This is a genomic window from Streptomyces sp. NPDC001100 (assembly GCF_053598575.1).
Genome location: NZ_JBSFKO010000078.1, coordinates 1 through 15,023 on the forward strand (window position 1 = coordinate 1; position 15,023 = coordinate 15,023).

The window sequence follows — 15,023 nt, forward strand, 5'->3', positions numbered from 1 at the left end:
AGCATCGACATCCTGTTGACAGCACCCAACAGCCCATAACTTCATGGCCTTGCCCCAAAGGGGCGCGGGGAACTGCGCGCCCAGCCACGACGGCGCGGGAGCCGACCAACGACCCCACCTGGCCCGGCTAACGCAGCGCCCCCGCCGCCCTGGCGGCCACCGCATCGGCCACCGCGGCCAACGCCGGCGAGTCCAGCTTCCACTGCTGCCAGTACAGCGGTACATCGACCGCCCGCGCGGGCGCGAGGTTCACCAACTCGCCCGCCCGCAGCAGCGGCGCGGCCTGCATCTCCGGCACCATGCCCCACCCCAGCCCCGCGGCGACGGACTGGACGAACCCCTCCGAGGTCGGCACGAGATGCCGCACCGCACTCGCCCCGCCCTGCCCGCGCCGCAGCCGCCGTACGAAGGTGTCCTGGAAGTCGTCCAGCCGGTCGAAGGTCACCACCGGCGCTTCGGGCAGCGCGTCCCGCAAGGGGCCCGCGAGCCATGTCTCCCTGAACTCCGGGCTCGCGACCGGGAGATAGCGCATCCGCCCCAGCGCCCGCACCGAGCAGCCCGGTACCGCGTCCGGCGACGAGGTCACCGCCGCCATGACCAGGCCCTCGCGCAGCAGGGCCGCCGTATGGTCCTCGTCCTCGCGGCGGAGTTCGAAGCAGACCGGCACATCGCGCGGGACGCGGGTGAGCGCGCCCAGGAACCAGGTGGCGAGGGAGTCCGCGTTGACCGCGATCGACACCCGGGTCGGTTCGCCGGCCCCGCTCATCCCCAGCTCGGCGCGCGCGTCCCGCTCCAGACGGGCCAGTTGACGGGCGAACCGCACGACCACCTCACCGGACTCGGTCGTCCGTACCGGCTTGGTGCGCAGCAGCAGGACCCGGCCCGTGCGCTGCTCCAGGGCCTTCACCCGCTGACTGACCGCCGAGGGCGTCACATGCAGAGCGGTGGCCGCCGCGTCGAACGTGCCTTCGTCGACCACCGCGAGCAGCGTCCGCACCTGGTCGAGGGGCAGTTCCGAAACCATCACAAGCGCTAATGATACGTAAGAATCTTTAGCTGTTCTCCTGACGCCGACGTCTCTAGCGTCGAGGACGTGACCAACGCTCTGTCCGCCGCCGCCGCGGGATTCGGCACCGGCCTCTCGCTCATCGTCGCCATCGGCGCCCAGAACGCCTTCGTCCTGCGCCAGGGCATCCGCCGCGAGGCCGTCCTCGCCGTGGTCGGCATCTGCGCCCTGTCCGACGCCCTCCTCATCGCGCTGGGCGTCGGCGGGGTCGGCGCGGTCGTGGTCGCCTGGCCGGGCGCGCTCAGGGCGGTCGGCCTGATCGGCGGCGCCTTCCTGCTCGTCTACGGCGTCCTCGCGGCCCGTCGCATGTTCCGTCCTGCGGCCCTGCACGCCGAGGGCGAGACGACCGGCTCGCGCCGCCGGGCCGTCCTCACCTGTCTGGCGATGACCTGGCTCAACCCGCACGTCTACCTCGACACCGTGTTCCTGCTCGGCTCGATCGCCGCCGACCGCGGCCCGCTGCGCTGGACCTTCGGACTCGGCGCCGTCTGCGCCAGCGTGTGCTGGTTCACCGCGCTCGGCTTCGGCGCCCGACTGCTCAGCCGCTTCCTCGCCAAGCCCGCGGCCTGGCGGGTCCTTGACGGCCTGGTCGCCGCGACGATGATCGGCCTCGGCGCAACTCTTGCCGCCGGAACGTGAGATCACGGATTCGGCAGCCACAGCCGGTGCTGCGATAGTGAACCCTGGTCGATTAGATGTAGCGAGCAACCAGGAAGCCAGTGGACACCAGCGAGAGCACCGACAGCGGCACCGAACCCGAGGCCGCGAAGGACACGGAACCCGTCACAGCACCCCGGCGCGGCTGGCGTCGCTGGGCGATGGACACCCGCCCGCTGAGCATCCCCGCCTACCGCCGCCTGTGGTCCTCGACCATCGTCACGGCCGTCGGCAGCCAGCTCACCGCCGTCGCCGTACCCAAGCAGATCTACGACATCACCGGCTCCTCCGCCTGGGTCGGCGCCGCCAGCATGGCCGGACTGCTGCCGCTCATCGTGTTCGCGCTGTGGGGCGGCTCGCTCGCCGACAGCATGGACCGCCGCAAGCTGCTGCTGATCACCAACAGCGGCATAGCCGTCACCTCGGTGCTGTTCTGGCTCCAGGCCGTCACCGGGCTCGAATCGGTGGCCGCGCTGATGCTGCTGCTCGCGATGCAGCAGGCCTTCTGGGGCCTCAACGCGCCCGCCCGCAACGCCTCCATCGCCCGTCTGGTCCCCGCCGGGCAACTGGCCGCCGCCAACGCGCTGGGCTCGACCGTCATGCAGACCGGCCAGGTCGTCGGGCCGCTCCTGGCGGGCGCCCTCATCCCGGTCATCGGTCTGCCCGAGCTGTATCTCATCGACGCGCTGGCTTTGTGCGTCACGCTCTGGGCGGTCGTCCGGCTGCCCGCGCTGCCGCCCCTGGAGTCCGCGACACCGCGCCGCGCGGGCTGGCGCGAGGTCGTGGCCGGGTTCCGCTACATCTCGCTGCACAAGGTGCTGCTGCTGTCCTTCCTCGCCGACATCATCGCGATGGTCTTCGGCATGCCCCGCGCGCTGTTCCCGCAGCTCGCCGCACAGACCTACGCGCCCTACGGCGAGGGCCTCGCCCTCGGCCTGCTGTTCGCGGCGATCCCGATCGGGGCGGTGGTCGGCGGGCTGTTCTCCGGCACGTTCTCACGGGCGCGCCGGCACGGCTGGATGGTGATCGGCGCGGTCGTCGCCTGGGGCGCGGCCATCACCGGGTTCGGGCTGAGCAGCAACCTGTGGATCGGTGTGGCGTTCCTGGCCGCCGCGGGGGTCGCCGACATGGTCTCCATGGTGTTCCGCGGGGCGATCCTGCTGTCCGCCGCCACCGACGAGATGCGCGGCCGTATGCAGGGCGTCTTCACCGTCGTCGTCGCGGGCGGTCCCCGCCTGGCCGACGTCCTGCACGGCGCGGCGGGCTCGGCCTTCGGCCCCCGCACGGCTGTCGCGGGCGGCGGCATCCTGGTCGTGGTCATCATGCTGAGCCTGGCCTTCGCGGTCCCGGCGCTGCGCCGCTACCGCATCTGAGGCCGCGCGCTCAGACGTGCCCGTGGAGCGTGTAGTGCTCCATCAGCTTGCCCCGGGTCAGCTCCAGCCGGTGCGCGAGGATCTCCGCGACGATCCGCACCAGGGAGAGCCCGAGCAGCGGATCCTCCACGCACAGCGCGAGCACGGCGGCCGCGTCGAACTCGTAGGCCCGCACGGCACTGAACGCCTCCGCGCCGAAGTCCCACCGGTAGGGCGGGAACAGCCACGACCAGCCGAGCAGGTCGCCCGCCCCGAGAGTGCCCACAGTGACCCGCTGCTGCGGTGTCACCCGCTGGTCGAGCGAGACCGCGCCGGAGCGGATCACCCAGAAACGGTCGGCCGTGCCGCCCGCCTCGAAGATTCTGGAGTCCTCGGCGAACGACACCTCCTGCGCGAGCTCCATCAGCCGTTCGCGCTGGGCCTGGGGCAGGGCGGTCAGCAGTTTTATCGCTTTGGTCATGGCTCGGGGCTCCTCGCCGGCAGCGGTTCCGGAATTCTCCCTACGCCCATTTCAGCCGCTGTCGACGTCCCGGGCACCTCGGGGGACGGAATCGGGGCATGAAAAAGCCCTGGCTGGACGGGGGAGACCAGCCAGGGCCGTTAAGCGGTGGCGGCGGAGGACCGTACGGTCGACTCCGTGACCACGTATGAATGAACCGTAAACCACCAGCGGGCATTTCGTACCCAGCTGAACCGGTCGCGTGACCGGTTTCACTTCGCGGCATGCCGACCGGGGGCCACGATCTCGTCCAGCACCCGCAGAACGGCCTCGTAGGCCACCTCTCGTACGGGGTCACCCTGCTCCGACCACGAGTGCGCCTCCTGGGCGGCGAAGGCCCGGGCCCGCTGGATGCGCCGCAACAATTCACCCGAATCCACGACATCAGTCATGCCAAGCGCCTACCCCGGCGCGCTGACTTCACTTCGCCGGCGCCGGAATCGGCACGCCGAGCGGGCGGGCCAGACCGACTACGGCCTCGTCGAGGCGCTGCAGATGCCGTAGCACGCGGTCGGTGACCCGGCCGTAGCGCGGGGTCCCGGGGGTGCCGGGCCGCAGGAGGGAGGCGATGCTCGGTCCCGTTTCGATCAGGCCCACGGCGTCCCCGTCGGCGACATGCGCGCCGATGACCCCGATGTTGTGCACGATCCGGCGCCCCGCCTCCCGCAGCCGGGGGTCGGCCGCGATCGACGGATGCGTCGGCAGCAGCTCGGCGGTCGCCGCCAGGTACCGCGCGTGATAGGCGCAGGTCTCCAGCAGCGCGACGACGAACCGGGCGGTGTCCCGGCGCGCCCGCAACGGTGTGATCGGGTGCGTCAGCGGCTGTGTCGAGGCGCTCAGGTCTGCCAGCGCCTGGTCCAAGTCCCTTGCCTTGTCGAGGAGTTCGACCGGGACTCCACCGCTGAGCTGGTCGACGGCGGCCTCGGTGACGTCCGTGAGCCGCGCCAGCACGGTCCCGAGAAGTTCGTTCGTACGGCGGTCCGTGTGCACCGGCAGCACCAGCGCCGCGGCAACCACCCCGCAGGCCGCGCCGAGCGCCGTCTCCTCCACTCGCAGCACCAGCACCGACGCGCTGTAGGTGTGCAGCAGCGTGTAGAGCAGGCCCAGCATCGCGGTGACGAAGAAGGACATCAGGGTGTACGACAGCGGTGCCGTGTAGAACATCGCGAAGATGAAGAGGAGCACCAGCGCGAACGCCGTCCAGGTGTGGTGCCCGACCAGCCCCGCGAGACCGATTCCGGCGACCACGCCGAGGACCGTGCCGAGCAGCCGTCGGTAGCCCTTGACCAGGATCTCGCCCGTGGACGAGGTGTTGAGGAACACGATCCAGCAGGTCAGGACCGCCCAGTACCAGCGCTGGCTGGACAGGAACTCGCCGCCGATGATCGCCAGCGACGACCCCACGGCCACCTGCACGGCAGCCCGTGTCGTCGGCCGCCGCAGCCCCGTGCGCTCCGCGTCCTCGGTCTCCTCGCTGCCCGCGATGGCGACGTCCTCCGCGTCCAGTTCCTCGCGCGAGCGGGTCGTGGCGGGCGTGTCCTCGGACTCGTCCTGCGGCCCGTCCACGGCGATCCGCAACCCCAGCACGGCACGCGCGGCCTCACCGATGCCCCGGAACACGTCCTGCACGGCGTCCGACGCGGGCGGCAGGTTCTCCTCCTCGCGATAGCCCAGGAGCCGGTTGCGGACATGGGCCAGCCCGGTGCCCGAGTCCGCCCCCACGGGCCGCAGCACCAGCAGGCGCAGCGCCTCCAGCTCGTTGCGCAGCTTGTCGGTGGACTCGTCCCGCACCGGCAGCCGGTCGGCCGACGGCACGGGCGCGCCCGGCAGATGCAGGGTCAGGGTGTGGCCCCGCTCGGCGCTGCGCGCGGTCAGCAGCAGCAACCCGAGGCGCTCGGCGGCGATCTCGGCATCGGCGATACGGCGCTGCACCAGCCGCGCGACCGCCTCGTCCGAGGTCCCGTCCTCCAGCCGCCCCTGGATCAGCAGCGCCGTCTCGTGCAGCCGCGCGGTCCCCTCCCGTACGTCGTCGAGGGCCTTCTCCATGTCGTCCGGACCGGCGTCGAGCAACGCGAGCTGCGCGGTGACCAGTTGGGCGAACCGCGCCCGGAACGCCCGCCGCAGCCGGTCCAGCGTCCCCGTGGGCGTCTCCGGCACCAGCGCGAACCGCACCAGCGCGCTGCACACGAAGGCCACGCCGATCACGCCGTACAGCCGGGGCAGCGCGGAGACGGTCGCGCCGACGAACAGGGACAGGAAGTAGATCTGGAAGCCGATCAGGCCGAGCGCGGTGCCGCGGTCGCCGAAGCGGCGGCTGTAGACCGCGCCGAAGATCAGCAGGACGAAGAAGACGTCACCGGCGACCACCCGCGAGTTCAGCAGCGCGCTCAGCGACACCGAGGCCAGCGCCACCGGCAGGCCGAGCGCGAGCGTCACCGCCTGCCGCGCGCGCTGCTTCTCGCGGATCGCGAAGGTGGAGACCATCGCCGACATCGCCCCGGCCACCAGATGCGGCACCGAGGCGTGCAGCAGGGAGAGCACGGCCAGCGTGAGCGCGATCGAGGCCACCGTCCGCAGCCCGGCCGTGAGCCGCAGCAGTCCGGGATCGGACGCCGCGACCCGATCCCACAGCCGTGCCCACGCCGCCCGTCCCGCTGTCCTCACGCCGCCGTACTCTCCCCGGGTTCACCTCAAGATCCGTACCACCGATGCTACGGCTCCCGGGTCCCGGCCCCTTCGACGTGGTCCCGCACCTGCTCCGGCGAGAGATACGAGTCGGTGTACTCGAAGTCCTTCAGGGTGGCCGGTTTGCGGGCCTGGAAGCCGGTGCGCACGAAGTCGTCGCCGGCCAGCGCGTTGAGCGTCCAGTTCGTCGCGACGCGGACCTTGGCGACGTTGGTGCGCAGTGCCGCCCAGTGATAGCCGCGGGCGGCGAACTGGGCGGGCAGGCCGCGCAGTTCGATACCCAGCGGCTTGGACACCGCGTCCCTGCCGCCGAGGTCCACGACGAGCCCGAGATCCTTGTGGACGTAGGGCTTCAGCGGCTGGTTGCGCAGGGTCGCGATCACGTTGTCGGCGACCACCTTGCCCTGCCGCATCGCGTGCTGCGCGGTCGGCGGGCAGATCGCGCCCTCCCCGCCCTTGGCCTCGTCCGGGACCGCGCCGGCGTCGCCGAGCGCGAACACCCCGTCGTGCCCGGGCAGGTTCATGTCGGTGGTGACCGCGAGCCGTCCGCGAATCGTTTCCGCGCCGAGGGTGGCGATCAGCGGGCTGGCGACCACACCGGCCGTCCAGATCAGGGTCCGGGTCGGCACCACGCGCCCGTCCGTGAAGGTCACCTCCTCCGGCCCGGCCTTGGCGATCGAGACACCCAGGGAGATGTCGATCCCGCGCCTGGTCAGGATCTCCTGCGCGCTCCTGCCGAGCTTGTCGCCCAGCTCGGGCATCAGCTTCGGCGCGATGTCGATGAGGTGCCACTTGATCAGATCCGGGTCGATACGGGGGTAGCGCTTGACCGCGGCATGCGTCAGCTTCTGCAGACAGGCGGCCGTCTCGGTGCCGGCGTACCCGCCGCCCACGACCACGAACTGGAGCCGCGACGCCTTCTCCGCCGGGTCGTCGCTCGCGTCCGCGAGGTCCAGCTGCGTGATCACGTGGTCGCGGATGTAGGCGGCCTCGGCGAGGGTCTTCATCCCGAAGGCGTGATCCGTCAGCCCGGGGATGTCGAAGGTGCGGGTGATGCTGCCGGGGGAGAGCACGATGTAGTCGTAGGGCTCGTTGACGATCTCGTCGTTGATCGTGCGGATCACACAGACCTTGGCCTTGAGGTCCACACCGATCGCGCCGCCCGGGATGATCCGGGTGCGGTACTTGCTGCTGCGGCGCAGCGACACGGCGATCGACTGCGGGGTCAGGACGCCCGAGGCGACCTGCGGCAGCAGGGGAAGATAGAGCTGGTAGGAGAACGGCGTCACCAGGGCGACGTCGGCCTCCTGAGGGGTCAGTTTCCGTTCCAGGCGGCGAACGCACTCCACTCCTGCGAAGCCTGCGCCAACCACCAGGATCCTCGGTCGTGTCACGGTGTTCATCCCTTCTGCGGCTCCAGGCGGTCTGCCTCGACGCCGTACGCCTGCCCCTGGATCGCTGCTTCGCACACCAACACCGATCCCACCCCGCCGGGAGCCGTTCCGCCAGCTGAGCGCGGCAGGCAGACGAACGCGTGGGCACCAGCATGCCCCGCCGACGCCCGGCGTACGCCCCGGGCGCGTGAACAAATGGCGTACGTGAACCGGTCTCGACCCGCTCTTGGGCGACCGCTTCGGACCGTAGAGTGCACGCCATGTCGCACACTCAGCCCGAGCCGGGGTCCGGCTTCCGTACCCAGAACATCGACCCCGGCGGCGTGCCGCGGCTGGTGGCCGCGCTCGACATACAGGAAGCCAATCCAGGCGTACGACGCCTGCGGGCCTGGGCGCACGAGGCACTCGCCCCGCGGGCCGGCGAGCGCGCCCTCGACATCGGGTCCGGCACCGGCTCGACGACCCGTGAACTCGCCGCGGCGGTGGGGGACACCGGGTCGGCGCTCGGCATCGAGCCCAACCCCGGGCTGCGGACGATCGCCCAGGAACGCGCCGCCGAGGCCGGCAACCAGGCCCGCTTCACGGACGGCGACGCGCTGTCCCTGCCCGTGCCCGACGTCTCCGTGGACGTCGTCTGGTGCGAACGGGTCCTCCAGCACCTCGCCGAACCGGACAAGGCCGTCGCCGAGATGGCCCGTGTGCTGCGCCCCGGCGGGCGCGTGGCCCTCCTCGACACCGACTGGGCGACCACGATCCTGCACCCCGGCGACCCGGAGATCACCGCCGCGCTCACCGCGGGCGCCCTCACCGGCGCGGCCAACCCCTACGCGGGACGCCGGCTCGTCGGCCAGCTCAGCGCGGCCGGATTCGTCGTCGACGACCGGGGCTCGCAGGCGCTGCTCCAGGACCACCGGTCGGTCGTCTGGCCGCTGATCCGCATGCTCGGCGAGTCCGCGGTGCGCCGCGGTGCCCTCACCGAGGCCCAGCGCGACCGTGCCTACGCCGACCTCACCGAGGCCGCCGAGCAGGGCGCGCTGCACATGTCCGTGACGATGTTCGCGGTCGTCGCCCACCGCCCGGAGTGACCGCACGCCCGTGATCTGGGGCCCTGTCCCGCGGGGCCTGTCGTGGACGCGGGGCTCGGCACGGGCGCGAAGGCGTGGGGGCCCGCCGCGTCGTCGCCGGTCACCGATGCTCGCGGTCCTGGTTTCGCTGCTAGCGGTCTTTGCTTCGCGCGAACGGCGAGTCCACCGCCCGGAGTGAGCAGGTGTTCCGGTGGCCTCACCGGAACACGTTGTCCGCGTCCTCCCAGCCCGTGACCTGCTCGTCCACCGTCGGCAGCCGTGGGGCACGCGCGCGTGCCTGGTACATCGCGTCGATCTCGAACGCGTATTTCCGCACGATCGCGTCCCTGCGCAGCTTCATCGACGGCGTCAGCAGCCCGCCCGCGACGTCGAACGGCTGCGGGAGCACCCGGAACACCCGGATCGACTCGGCGCGTCCCACCGGGCTGTTGGCGGCTGCCACGGCCCGCGTGATCTCCTCCCGCAGCGCGTTCTCCTCCCGCGCCTCCCGGCCCCGCGCGTCGCTCTGCATCGCGAGACCGGCCTGCCAGTGCGCCACGAACTCCGGGTCCAGGGTCAGCAGCGCGCCCACACAGGGACGGTCGTCGCCGACGACCACCGCCTGATGGATCAGGGGATGCATGCGCAGCCGGTTCTCCAGGGCGGCCGGCGCCACGCTCTTGCCGCTGCTGGTGATGATGATGTCCTTCTTGCGGCCGGTGATCGTGAGATACCCCTCGGTGTCCAGCCGCCCGATGTCCCCGGTCGCCAGCCAGCCCGCGTGCATGGTCGCCCGGGTCGCCCGCTCGTCGTTGATGTAGCCCTGGAACACCGAAGGACCGTGCACCAGGATCTCGCCGTCCTCCGCGACCCGGATCTCCGTGCCCGGCAGCGCCTGCCCGACGGTGCCGATCTTCTCCCGGCCCGCAGGCTGCATGGTGATCCCGCCTGCGGTCTCCGTGAGCCCGTAGCCGTCGTGCACCATGATGCCGATGCCCGCGTAGAACAGGGACAGTTCACGGTTCAGCGGGGAGCCGCCCGACGTGCCGCCGACGACCCGGCCGCCCAGGCCGGCGCGCAGCTTGCGGTACACCGTCCGCTCGTACACGGCGTGCTGCAGCCGCAGATCGAGACCGGGGCCCGAGCCCCGGCCGAGCCTCAGCCGCTCCTCGGCCGCCGCGAACTCCCGTGCGGTCGCCGCGGCCCGCTCGAACAGCGCGCCGCGGCCCAGCTGTTGGGCCGTCCGCAACATGTTCTTGTAGATCTTCTCGAAGACCGACGGCACGGCGTAGAGATAGGTGGGCCGGAAGGAACGCAGCCCCGACACCAGCGCGGCCTCGGTCATCTCCGGCTCGTGGGCCATCAGCCAGCCGCCGCGCGTGCACAGGCCCTGGATCATCAGGCCGTACACGTGGGAGAAGGGCAGGAAGGCCAGCACGGCCGGCTGTTCCCCCGCGGGCGCCGCCGTGTTGGGCCAGCCGGAGAGCAGTGTGTCGCAGGGGCTGGCGAGGCTGCGGTGGGTCAGCGCGCAGCCCATGGGTCGGCCCGAGGTGCCCGAGGTGTAGGCGACGACCGCGGTCGAGTCCGGCATCACGATCCGGCGCAGCGAGTCCACAGTGGTCTGCGGGATGTACGTCCCCCGCTCCACGAGTTGGGCCAGCGCCCCGGAGTCCAGCTGCCAGACGTGCCGCAGCAGCGGCAGCGCGGCACACACCGTGCCGACCGTCATGATGCCCTGCTCGTCCTCCACCACCACGGCCACACAGTTGGCGTCCCGCAGGATCCACTCGACCTGCTCGCGCGAGGACGTCGGATGGACCGGCACCACCTCGGCGCCGACGGCCCACAGGGCGTGGCTGAGCACCGTCCACTCGTAACGGGTGCGGGCCATGATCGCGACCCGGCTGCCCGGCGAGATCCCGGAGGCGATCAACCCCTTGGCCACGTCGACGACTTCGTCCCGCAACTCGACCGCCGTCACCTCCTCCCACACCGCGGAGGTGGGGTCGGACCGGCGCGCGATCAGCGGAAGGGTGGGATTGACGGCCGCGGTCTCGAAGACGCTGTCGGCGAGGCCGCCGGTCAGGGTGGTCAGGGCGGAGGTGGGGGGTGGAGCGACGGCGAAGTCGCGCATGCGCTGCTCCTGGGTTGTACGGGGCGTGACTTTGCCGATCATTACTGTTATCGACGGTGCTCGAATGTAGCCCAGGTGTGAGCGATTGGTGCGGGGAACAGGGAAGTGCCCTCGCGGAGTTTGGCGGTTGAGCGGATCCGACCTGACAAAGCGGGTGTACGAGGACGTGAGCGCGGCGGAACGCGACCGGTCGGAGCGCGGCTGTGTCACGCAGGTGTCAGCCACACCGTCGCCAGGGGCGGGAGGGTGAGCCGGATGTGGCCCTCCTCCGGCTTGACCGGGTCGGGGTTGGTGACGTCGCTGCCGCCGTAAGCGGCGGAGTCGGTGTTGAGCGCCTCGCGCCAGGCCGGGATGTCGTCCGGGGCCTTGAGACAGTAGTCGTGGCGGACGACGGGGGAGAAGTTGCTGACGGCGAGCAGCGGCGCGCCCTCGGCGTCGAACCTCAGGAACGCGAAGACGTTGTCCTCGGCCGCGTCGCCCACCACCCAGCGGAAACCGGACGGTTGGGTGTCACGTTGCCAGAGGGCGGGGGTGTGGCGGTAGACGGTGTTGAGGTCGCGGACCAGGTTCTGGACGCCCCGGTGGTCGGGTTCGGCGTCGTAGGCCGGGTCGAGGAGCCACCAGTCGGGGCCGTGGGATTCGGACCACTCGGCGCCCTGGGCGAACTCCTGGCCCATGAAGAGGAGTTGCTTGCCGGGGTGGGCCCACATGAACCCCAGATACGCCCGGTGGTCGGCGCGCTGCTGCCACCAGTCGCCGGGCATCTTCGACACCAACGCGCGCTTGCCGTGGACCACTTCGTCGTGGGAGATCGGCAGGACGTAGTTCTCGCTGTACGCGTACACCATCGAGAAGGTCATCTCGTGGTGATGGAACTTGCGGTGGACGGGCTCGTGCGCCATGTAGCCGAGCGAGTCGTGCATCCAGCCCATGTTCCACTTCAGGCCGAAACCGAGGCCGCCGGTGTCGGTGGGGCGGGTCACGCCGTCCCAGGCGGTGGATTCCTCGGCGATCGTCACGACACCGGGCACCCGCCGGTACACGGTCGCGTTCATCTCCTGGAGGAAGGCGACGGCATCCAGATCGTCGCGCCCGCCATGGACGTTCGGGGTCCACTGGCCCGAGTCGCGCGAGTAGTCGAGGTAGAGCATCGAGGCGACCGCGTCCACGCGCAGCCCGTCGATGTGGAACTCCTGGCACCAGTACACGGCGTTCGCCACCAGGAAGTTGCGCACCTCGGTCCGCCCGAGGTCGAACTCGTACGTCCCCCAGTCCGGGTGCTCGGCCCGCCGGGCGTCCCCGGGCTCGTACAGCGGCTCCCCGTCGAACCGGGCCAACGCCCAGTCGTCCTTGGGGAAGTGCGCGGGCACCCAGTCCATGATCACGCCGATACCGGCCCGGTGCAGGGCGTCGACCAGGAACTTGAAGTCGTCGGGCGTGCCGAGGCGGGCGGTCGGGGCGTAGAAGCCGGTGACCTGGTAACCCCAGGAACCGCCGAAGGGATGCTCGGTCACCGGCATGAACTCGACGTGGGTGAAGCCCAGGTCGTTGACATACGCGGGGAGTTCGACTGCCAGCTGACGGTACGTCAGGCCGGGCCGCCAGGACGCGAGATGCACCTCGTACACGGAGAACGGCGCTTCGTGGACCGGTGTTTCCGTCCGCCGGGCGAGCCACTCCGCGTCGTCCCACTCGTGGTGCGAGGCCGTCACGATGGACGCCGTCGCGGGCGGCACCTCCGTACGGCGGGCCATCGGGTCCGCCTTGAGGAAGCGGTCGCCGTGCCGCGAGGTGATCTCGAACTTGTAGCGCGCGCCCTCGCCCACTCCTGGCAGAAACAGCTCCCACACCCCCGACGAACCGAGCGACCGCATCGGGAACGCCGTCCCGTCCCAGGAGCTGAAGTCCCCGGCGACGCGCACCCCTTGGGCGTTCGGCGCCCACACGGAGAAGCGGGTGCCGGTGACTCCTTCATGGGTCATCGGTTCCGCGCCGAGCGCCTTCCACAGCTCCTCGTGGCGCCCCTCCCTGATCAGGTGCAGATCGAGATCGCCGAGCGCGGGAAGGAAGCGGTACGGGTCGTGCACCTCGTGCTCGTCGCCCTCCGTGTACGACACCAGCAGCGTGTACGCCGGGATCGCGTCGAGCGGCAGTACGCCGGAGAAGAGCCCGCCCCCTTCCGAGACGAGCGGGTTGCGCATGCCGTCGATCACGACACTCACGGCCCTGGCATACGGCCGTAGCGCCCGGAAGGCGATCCCGCCCGCGACCGGACGTGCGCCGAGCAGTGCGTGCGGGTCGTGGTGGGCGCCCGAGAGCAGGCGGTCGCGGTCGGCCGGGTCCAGGGGAAGGGACACGGCGGGGCCGCCCGCCTCCGAAGGTGAAGTGTCGCGCAGGGCCACGGAGTTCAGCCTCCTCGGACGGCGAGTCGCTCGATCGCCGCCATGGGTACGGGAAGCCAGTCCGGGCGGTGTCTGGCCTCGTACAGCACTTCGTAGACCGCGCGATCCGTCTCGTACGCGCGGAGCAGGGCGTGCTTGGTGCGGGGGTCCCAGCCGGCCCGGGCCGCGTAGCCCGCACCATAGGCCTCCCGGCAGCGGCTCGCCCATTCGGGGCGCCAGGGACGGCGCTGCCGCGCCGCGTAGTCGAAGGAACGCAGCATCCCGGCGATGTCCCGCACCGGGGACTGCGCGCTGCGCCGTTCGGCCAGCGGCTTGGACGGCTCGCCCTCGAAGTCGATGACGAACCAGTCGCGGCCGGCCCGCAGCACCTGCCCGAGATGCAGATCGCCGTGGATGCGCTGGGCGGGCGGCCCGGCGTCCCGGCCGACCAGCGCGCCGAACGCGGTCCGCAGCCCCGGCACGAACGGCCGCAGGGCCGGCACGGAGTGTGCGGCGGCCTCCAGCCGTTCACCCATCGCGGCCGCCGTGTGGTCGTTCCCGGCAAGGTGCCGGCCACCGGACGGGAAGGCCGCGGCCAGCGCGAGATGGACATCGGCCGTGGCCTGCCCCAACTCATGTGCCTCGGTGGTGAATTCGTCACCGGCGGCGAGTGCGCGCAGCGCCAGCGCCCAGCCGTCGGAGGCGTCCGGCAGGAACGGCTGGAGCACACCGAGCGTCGCGGCCCACGGCTCCGCCGTCCGGAACCACGCCACCGGCGCCGGTACCCGCGTGCAGCCCTGCGCCGACAGCGCCCCCGGCAGTTCGAGGTCCGGGTTGACGCCGGGCTGGATGCGCCGGAACACCTTCAGGATGAACCGGTCGCCGTACACCAGCGAGGAGTTGGACTGCTCGGCGTCCAGCAGCCGGGGCGCGAGTCCGCCGGGCACCGACATCGACGGGTCCGCCTCGAAGCGCAGCGGACCCGCCGCACCGGGATGCCGCAGCCGCTCCAGCAGCAGTTCCGCCGATCGCGGGTCCTGCAGCGCGTCGTACACCGCGAGCCCGGCCAACGGACCTTCCTCCACCCGGCCGATGAAGGCCCGGGCGAGCCGTGGCGAGACGTGTTCCCTTACGCCGAGCAGGAGTTGGTAGCAGTCGCCGGGCGGGGGAGTGCCGCCAGGCGCGGACACTCCCGTCTGGGCGGCGTGCACCAGCAGATGCAGACAGCCCGGGAAGAGCTCCGTGGTGGACAGCACGTCGAGGTCGGCCACGGGCCGGTCCTTGCCGGCGAACCAGCGCTGCCCGGGCAGCCATTGGCGCAGCAGTCCGGCGAGCGTGGCTGGCGGCCGGTCGACGGCTTGGCCGCTCGGTCGGAGGGGTGCGGTCTTCGGCATGGTGACGCGTCCTTTCGCGGGCACATCCTCAAAGTCGTCGGCCGTTGCGGGGAGCGGCTCGCGAGAGCCGGAACCAGTAGAAGCCGTGCCCCGCGAGCGTCAGCAGATACGGCAGCTCACCGATCGCGGGGAACCGCACGCCGCCGATCAGCTCCACGGGATGCCGGCCGTCGAACTCCCGCAGATCCAGCATGGTCGGCTGAGCGAACCGCGAGAAGTTGTGCACACAGAGCACGAGGTCGTCCTCGTACTCCCGCAGGAACGCGATCACCGCCGGGTTCGTCGACTGGAGTTCCGTGTACGAGCCGAGGCCGAACGCCGGGTTCTGCTTGCGGATCTCGATCATGCGGCGCGTCCAGTGCAGCAGCGAGGAGGG

General features: G+C 71.3%; 12 protein-coding genes. 3 read left to right on the forward strand and 9 right to left on the reverse strand.

Annotated features, from left to right (window positions below):
* Positions 1-127: 127 nt before the first annotated feature.
* Positions 128-1,024, reverse strand: a complete 897-nt coding sequence (locus ACWDEW_RS48415) for a LysR family transcriptional regulator ArgP (protein ID WP_450522721.1) — start codon at positions 1,022-1,024, stop codon at positions 128-130.
* Positions 1,025-1,093: 69 nt separating this feature from the next.
* Between ACWDEW_RS48415 and ACWDEW_RS48420 the strand changes: the two genes are divergently transcribed.
* Both ACWDEW_RS48420 and ACWDEW_RS48425 read left to right on the forward strand, forming a co-directional pair.
* Positions 1,094-1,705 (forward strand): LysE/ArgO family amino acid transporter, encoded by a 612-nt coding sequence (locus tag ACWDEW_RS48420; protein WP_450522701.1) that lies wholly within the window; start codon positions 1,094-1,096, stop codon positions 1,703-1,705.
* 80 nt (positions 1,706-1,785) lie between these two features.
* Complete coding sequence (locus tag ACWDEW_RS48425) at positions 1,786-3,096, forward strand: MFS transporter (protein WP_450522703.1); 1,311 nt, start codon at positions 1,786-1,788, stop codon at positions 3,094-3,096.
* Positions 3,097-3,106: 10 nt separating this feature from the next.
* Here the strand turns inward: ACWDEW_RS48425 and ACWDEW_RS48430 are convergent, their stop codons facing one another.
* The 4 genes from ACWDEW_RS48430 to ACWDEW_RS48445 form a co-directional block, all read right to left on the reverse strand.
* On the reverse strand, positions 3,107-3,556 hold the full coding sequence (locus ACWDEW_RS48430; protein WP_450522705.1) for a cyclic nucleotide-binding domain-containing protein: 450 nt from the start codon (positions 3,554-3,556) through the stop codon (positions 3,107-3,109).
* Between the two features lie 251 nt (positions 3,557-3,807).
* Entirely contained in the window at positions 3,808-3,987 is a 180-nt protein-coding gene (locus ACWDEW_RS48435; protein ID WP_093630992.1) for a hypothetical protein, read from the reverse strand.
* A 28-nt stretch (positions 3,988-4,015) separates the two neighbouring features.
* A complete protein-coding gene (locus ACWDEW_RS48440) occupies positions 4,016-6,259 on the reverse strand; it encodes an FUSC family protein (RefSeq protein ID WP_450522707.1) in 2,244 nt (747 codons plus the stop codon).
* 47 nt (positions 6,260-6,306) lie between these two features.
* Positions 6,307-7,683, reverse strand: coding sequence for an NAD(P)/FAD-dependent oxidoreductase (locus tag ACWDEW_RS48445; protein ID WP_450522709.1), 1,377 nt, complete (start codon positions 7,681-7,683; stop codon positions 6,307-6,309).
* A gap of 251 nt (positions 7,684-7,934) precedes the next feature.
* Here ACWDEW_RS48445 and ACWDEW_RS48450 point away from each other — a divergent pair, with 251 nt between their 5' ends.
* Positions 7,935-8,759 carry a methyltransferase domain-containing protein gene (locus ACWDEW_RS48450; protein ID WP_450522711.1) on the forward strand — a complete coding sequence of 275 codons (825 nt, stop codon included), beginning with the start codon at positions 7,935-7,937 and terminating at the stop codon, positions 8,757-8,759.
* Positions 8,760-8,955: 196 nt separating this feature from the next.
* Here the strand turns inward: ACWDEW_RS48450 and ACWDEW_RS48455 are convergent, their stop codons facing one another.
* The 4 genes from ACWDEW_RS48455 to ACWDEW_RS48470 form a co-directional block, all read right to left on the reverse strand.
* Positions 8,956-10,872, reverse strand: a complete 1,917-nt coding sequence (locus ACWDEW_RS48455) for an AMP-dependent synthetase/ligase (protein WP_450522713.1) — start codon at positions 10,870-10,872, stop codon at positions 8,956-8,958.
* A 206-nt stretch (positions 10,873-11,078) separates the two neighbouring features.
* Entirely contained in the window at positions 11,079-13,274 is a 2,196-nt protein-coding gene (gene glgB, locus ACWDEW_RS48460) for a 1,4-alpha-glucan branching enzyme (protein WP_450522715.1), read from the reverse strand.
* A gap of 5 nt (positions 13,275-13,279) precedes the next feature.
* Positions 13,280-14,647 carry a maltokinase N-terminal cap-like domain-containing protein gene (locus ACWDEW_RS48465; RefSeq protein WP_450522717.1) on the reverse strand — a complete coding sequence of 456 codons (1,368 nt, stop codon included), beginning with the start codon at positions 14,645-14,647 and terminating at the stop codon, positions 13,280-13,282.
* A 28-nt stretch (positions 14,648-14,675) separates the two neighbouring features.
* Positions 14,676-15,023 (reverse strand): alpha-glucosidase C-terminal domain-containing protein (locus tag ACWDEW_RS48470; protein WP_450522719.1); only part of this gene is annotated, 348 nt, incomplete at its 5' end.

Coding starts and splice junctions, on each gene's coding strand:
- ACWDEW_RS48415 (WP_450522721.1), bottom strand. CDS start 1,024: ATGGTTTCGGAACTGCCCCTCGACCAGGTGCGGACGCTGCTCGCGGTG.
- ACWDEW_RS48430 (WP_450522705.1), bottom strand. CDS start 3,556: ATGACCAAAGCGATAAAACTGCTGACCGCCCTGCCCCAGGCCCAGCGC.
- ACWDEW_RS48435 (WP_093630992.1), bottom strand. CDS start 3,987: ATGACTGATGTCGTGGATTCGGGTGAATTGTTGCGGCGCATCCAGCGG.
- ACWDEW_RS48445 (WP_450522709.1), bottom strand. CDS start 7,683: ATGAACACCGTGACACGACCGAGGATCCTGGTGGTTGGCGCAGGCTTC.
- ACWDEW_RS48450 (WP_450522711.1), top strand. CDS start 7,935: ATGTCGCACACTCAGCCCGAGCCGGGGTCCGGCTTCCGTACCCAGAAC.
- ACWDEW_RS48455 (WP_450522713.1), bottom strand. CDS start 10,872: ATGCGCGACTTCGCCGTCGCTCCACCCCCCACCTCCGCCCTGACCACC.
- ACWDEW_RS48465 (WP_450522717.1), bottom strand. CDS start 14,647: ATGCCGAAGACCGCACCCCTCCGACCGAGCGGCCAAGCCGTCGACCGG.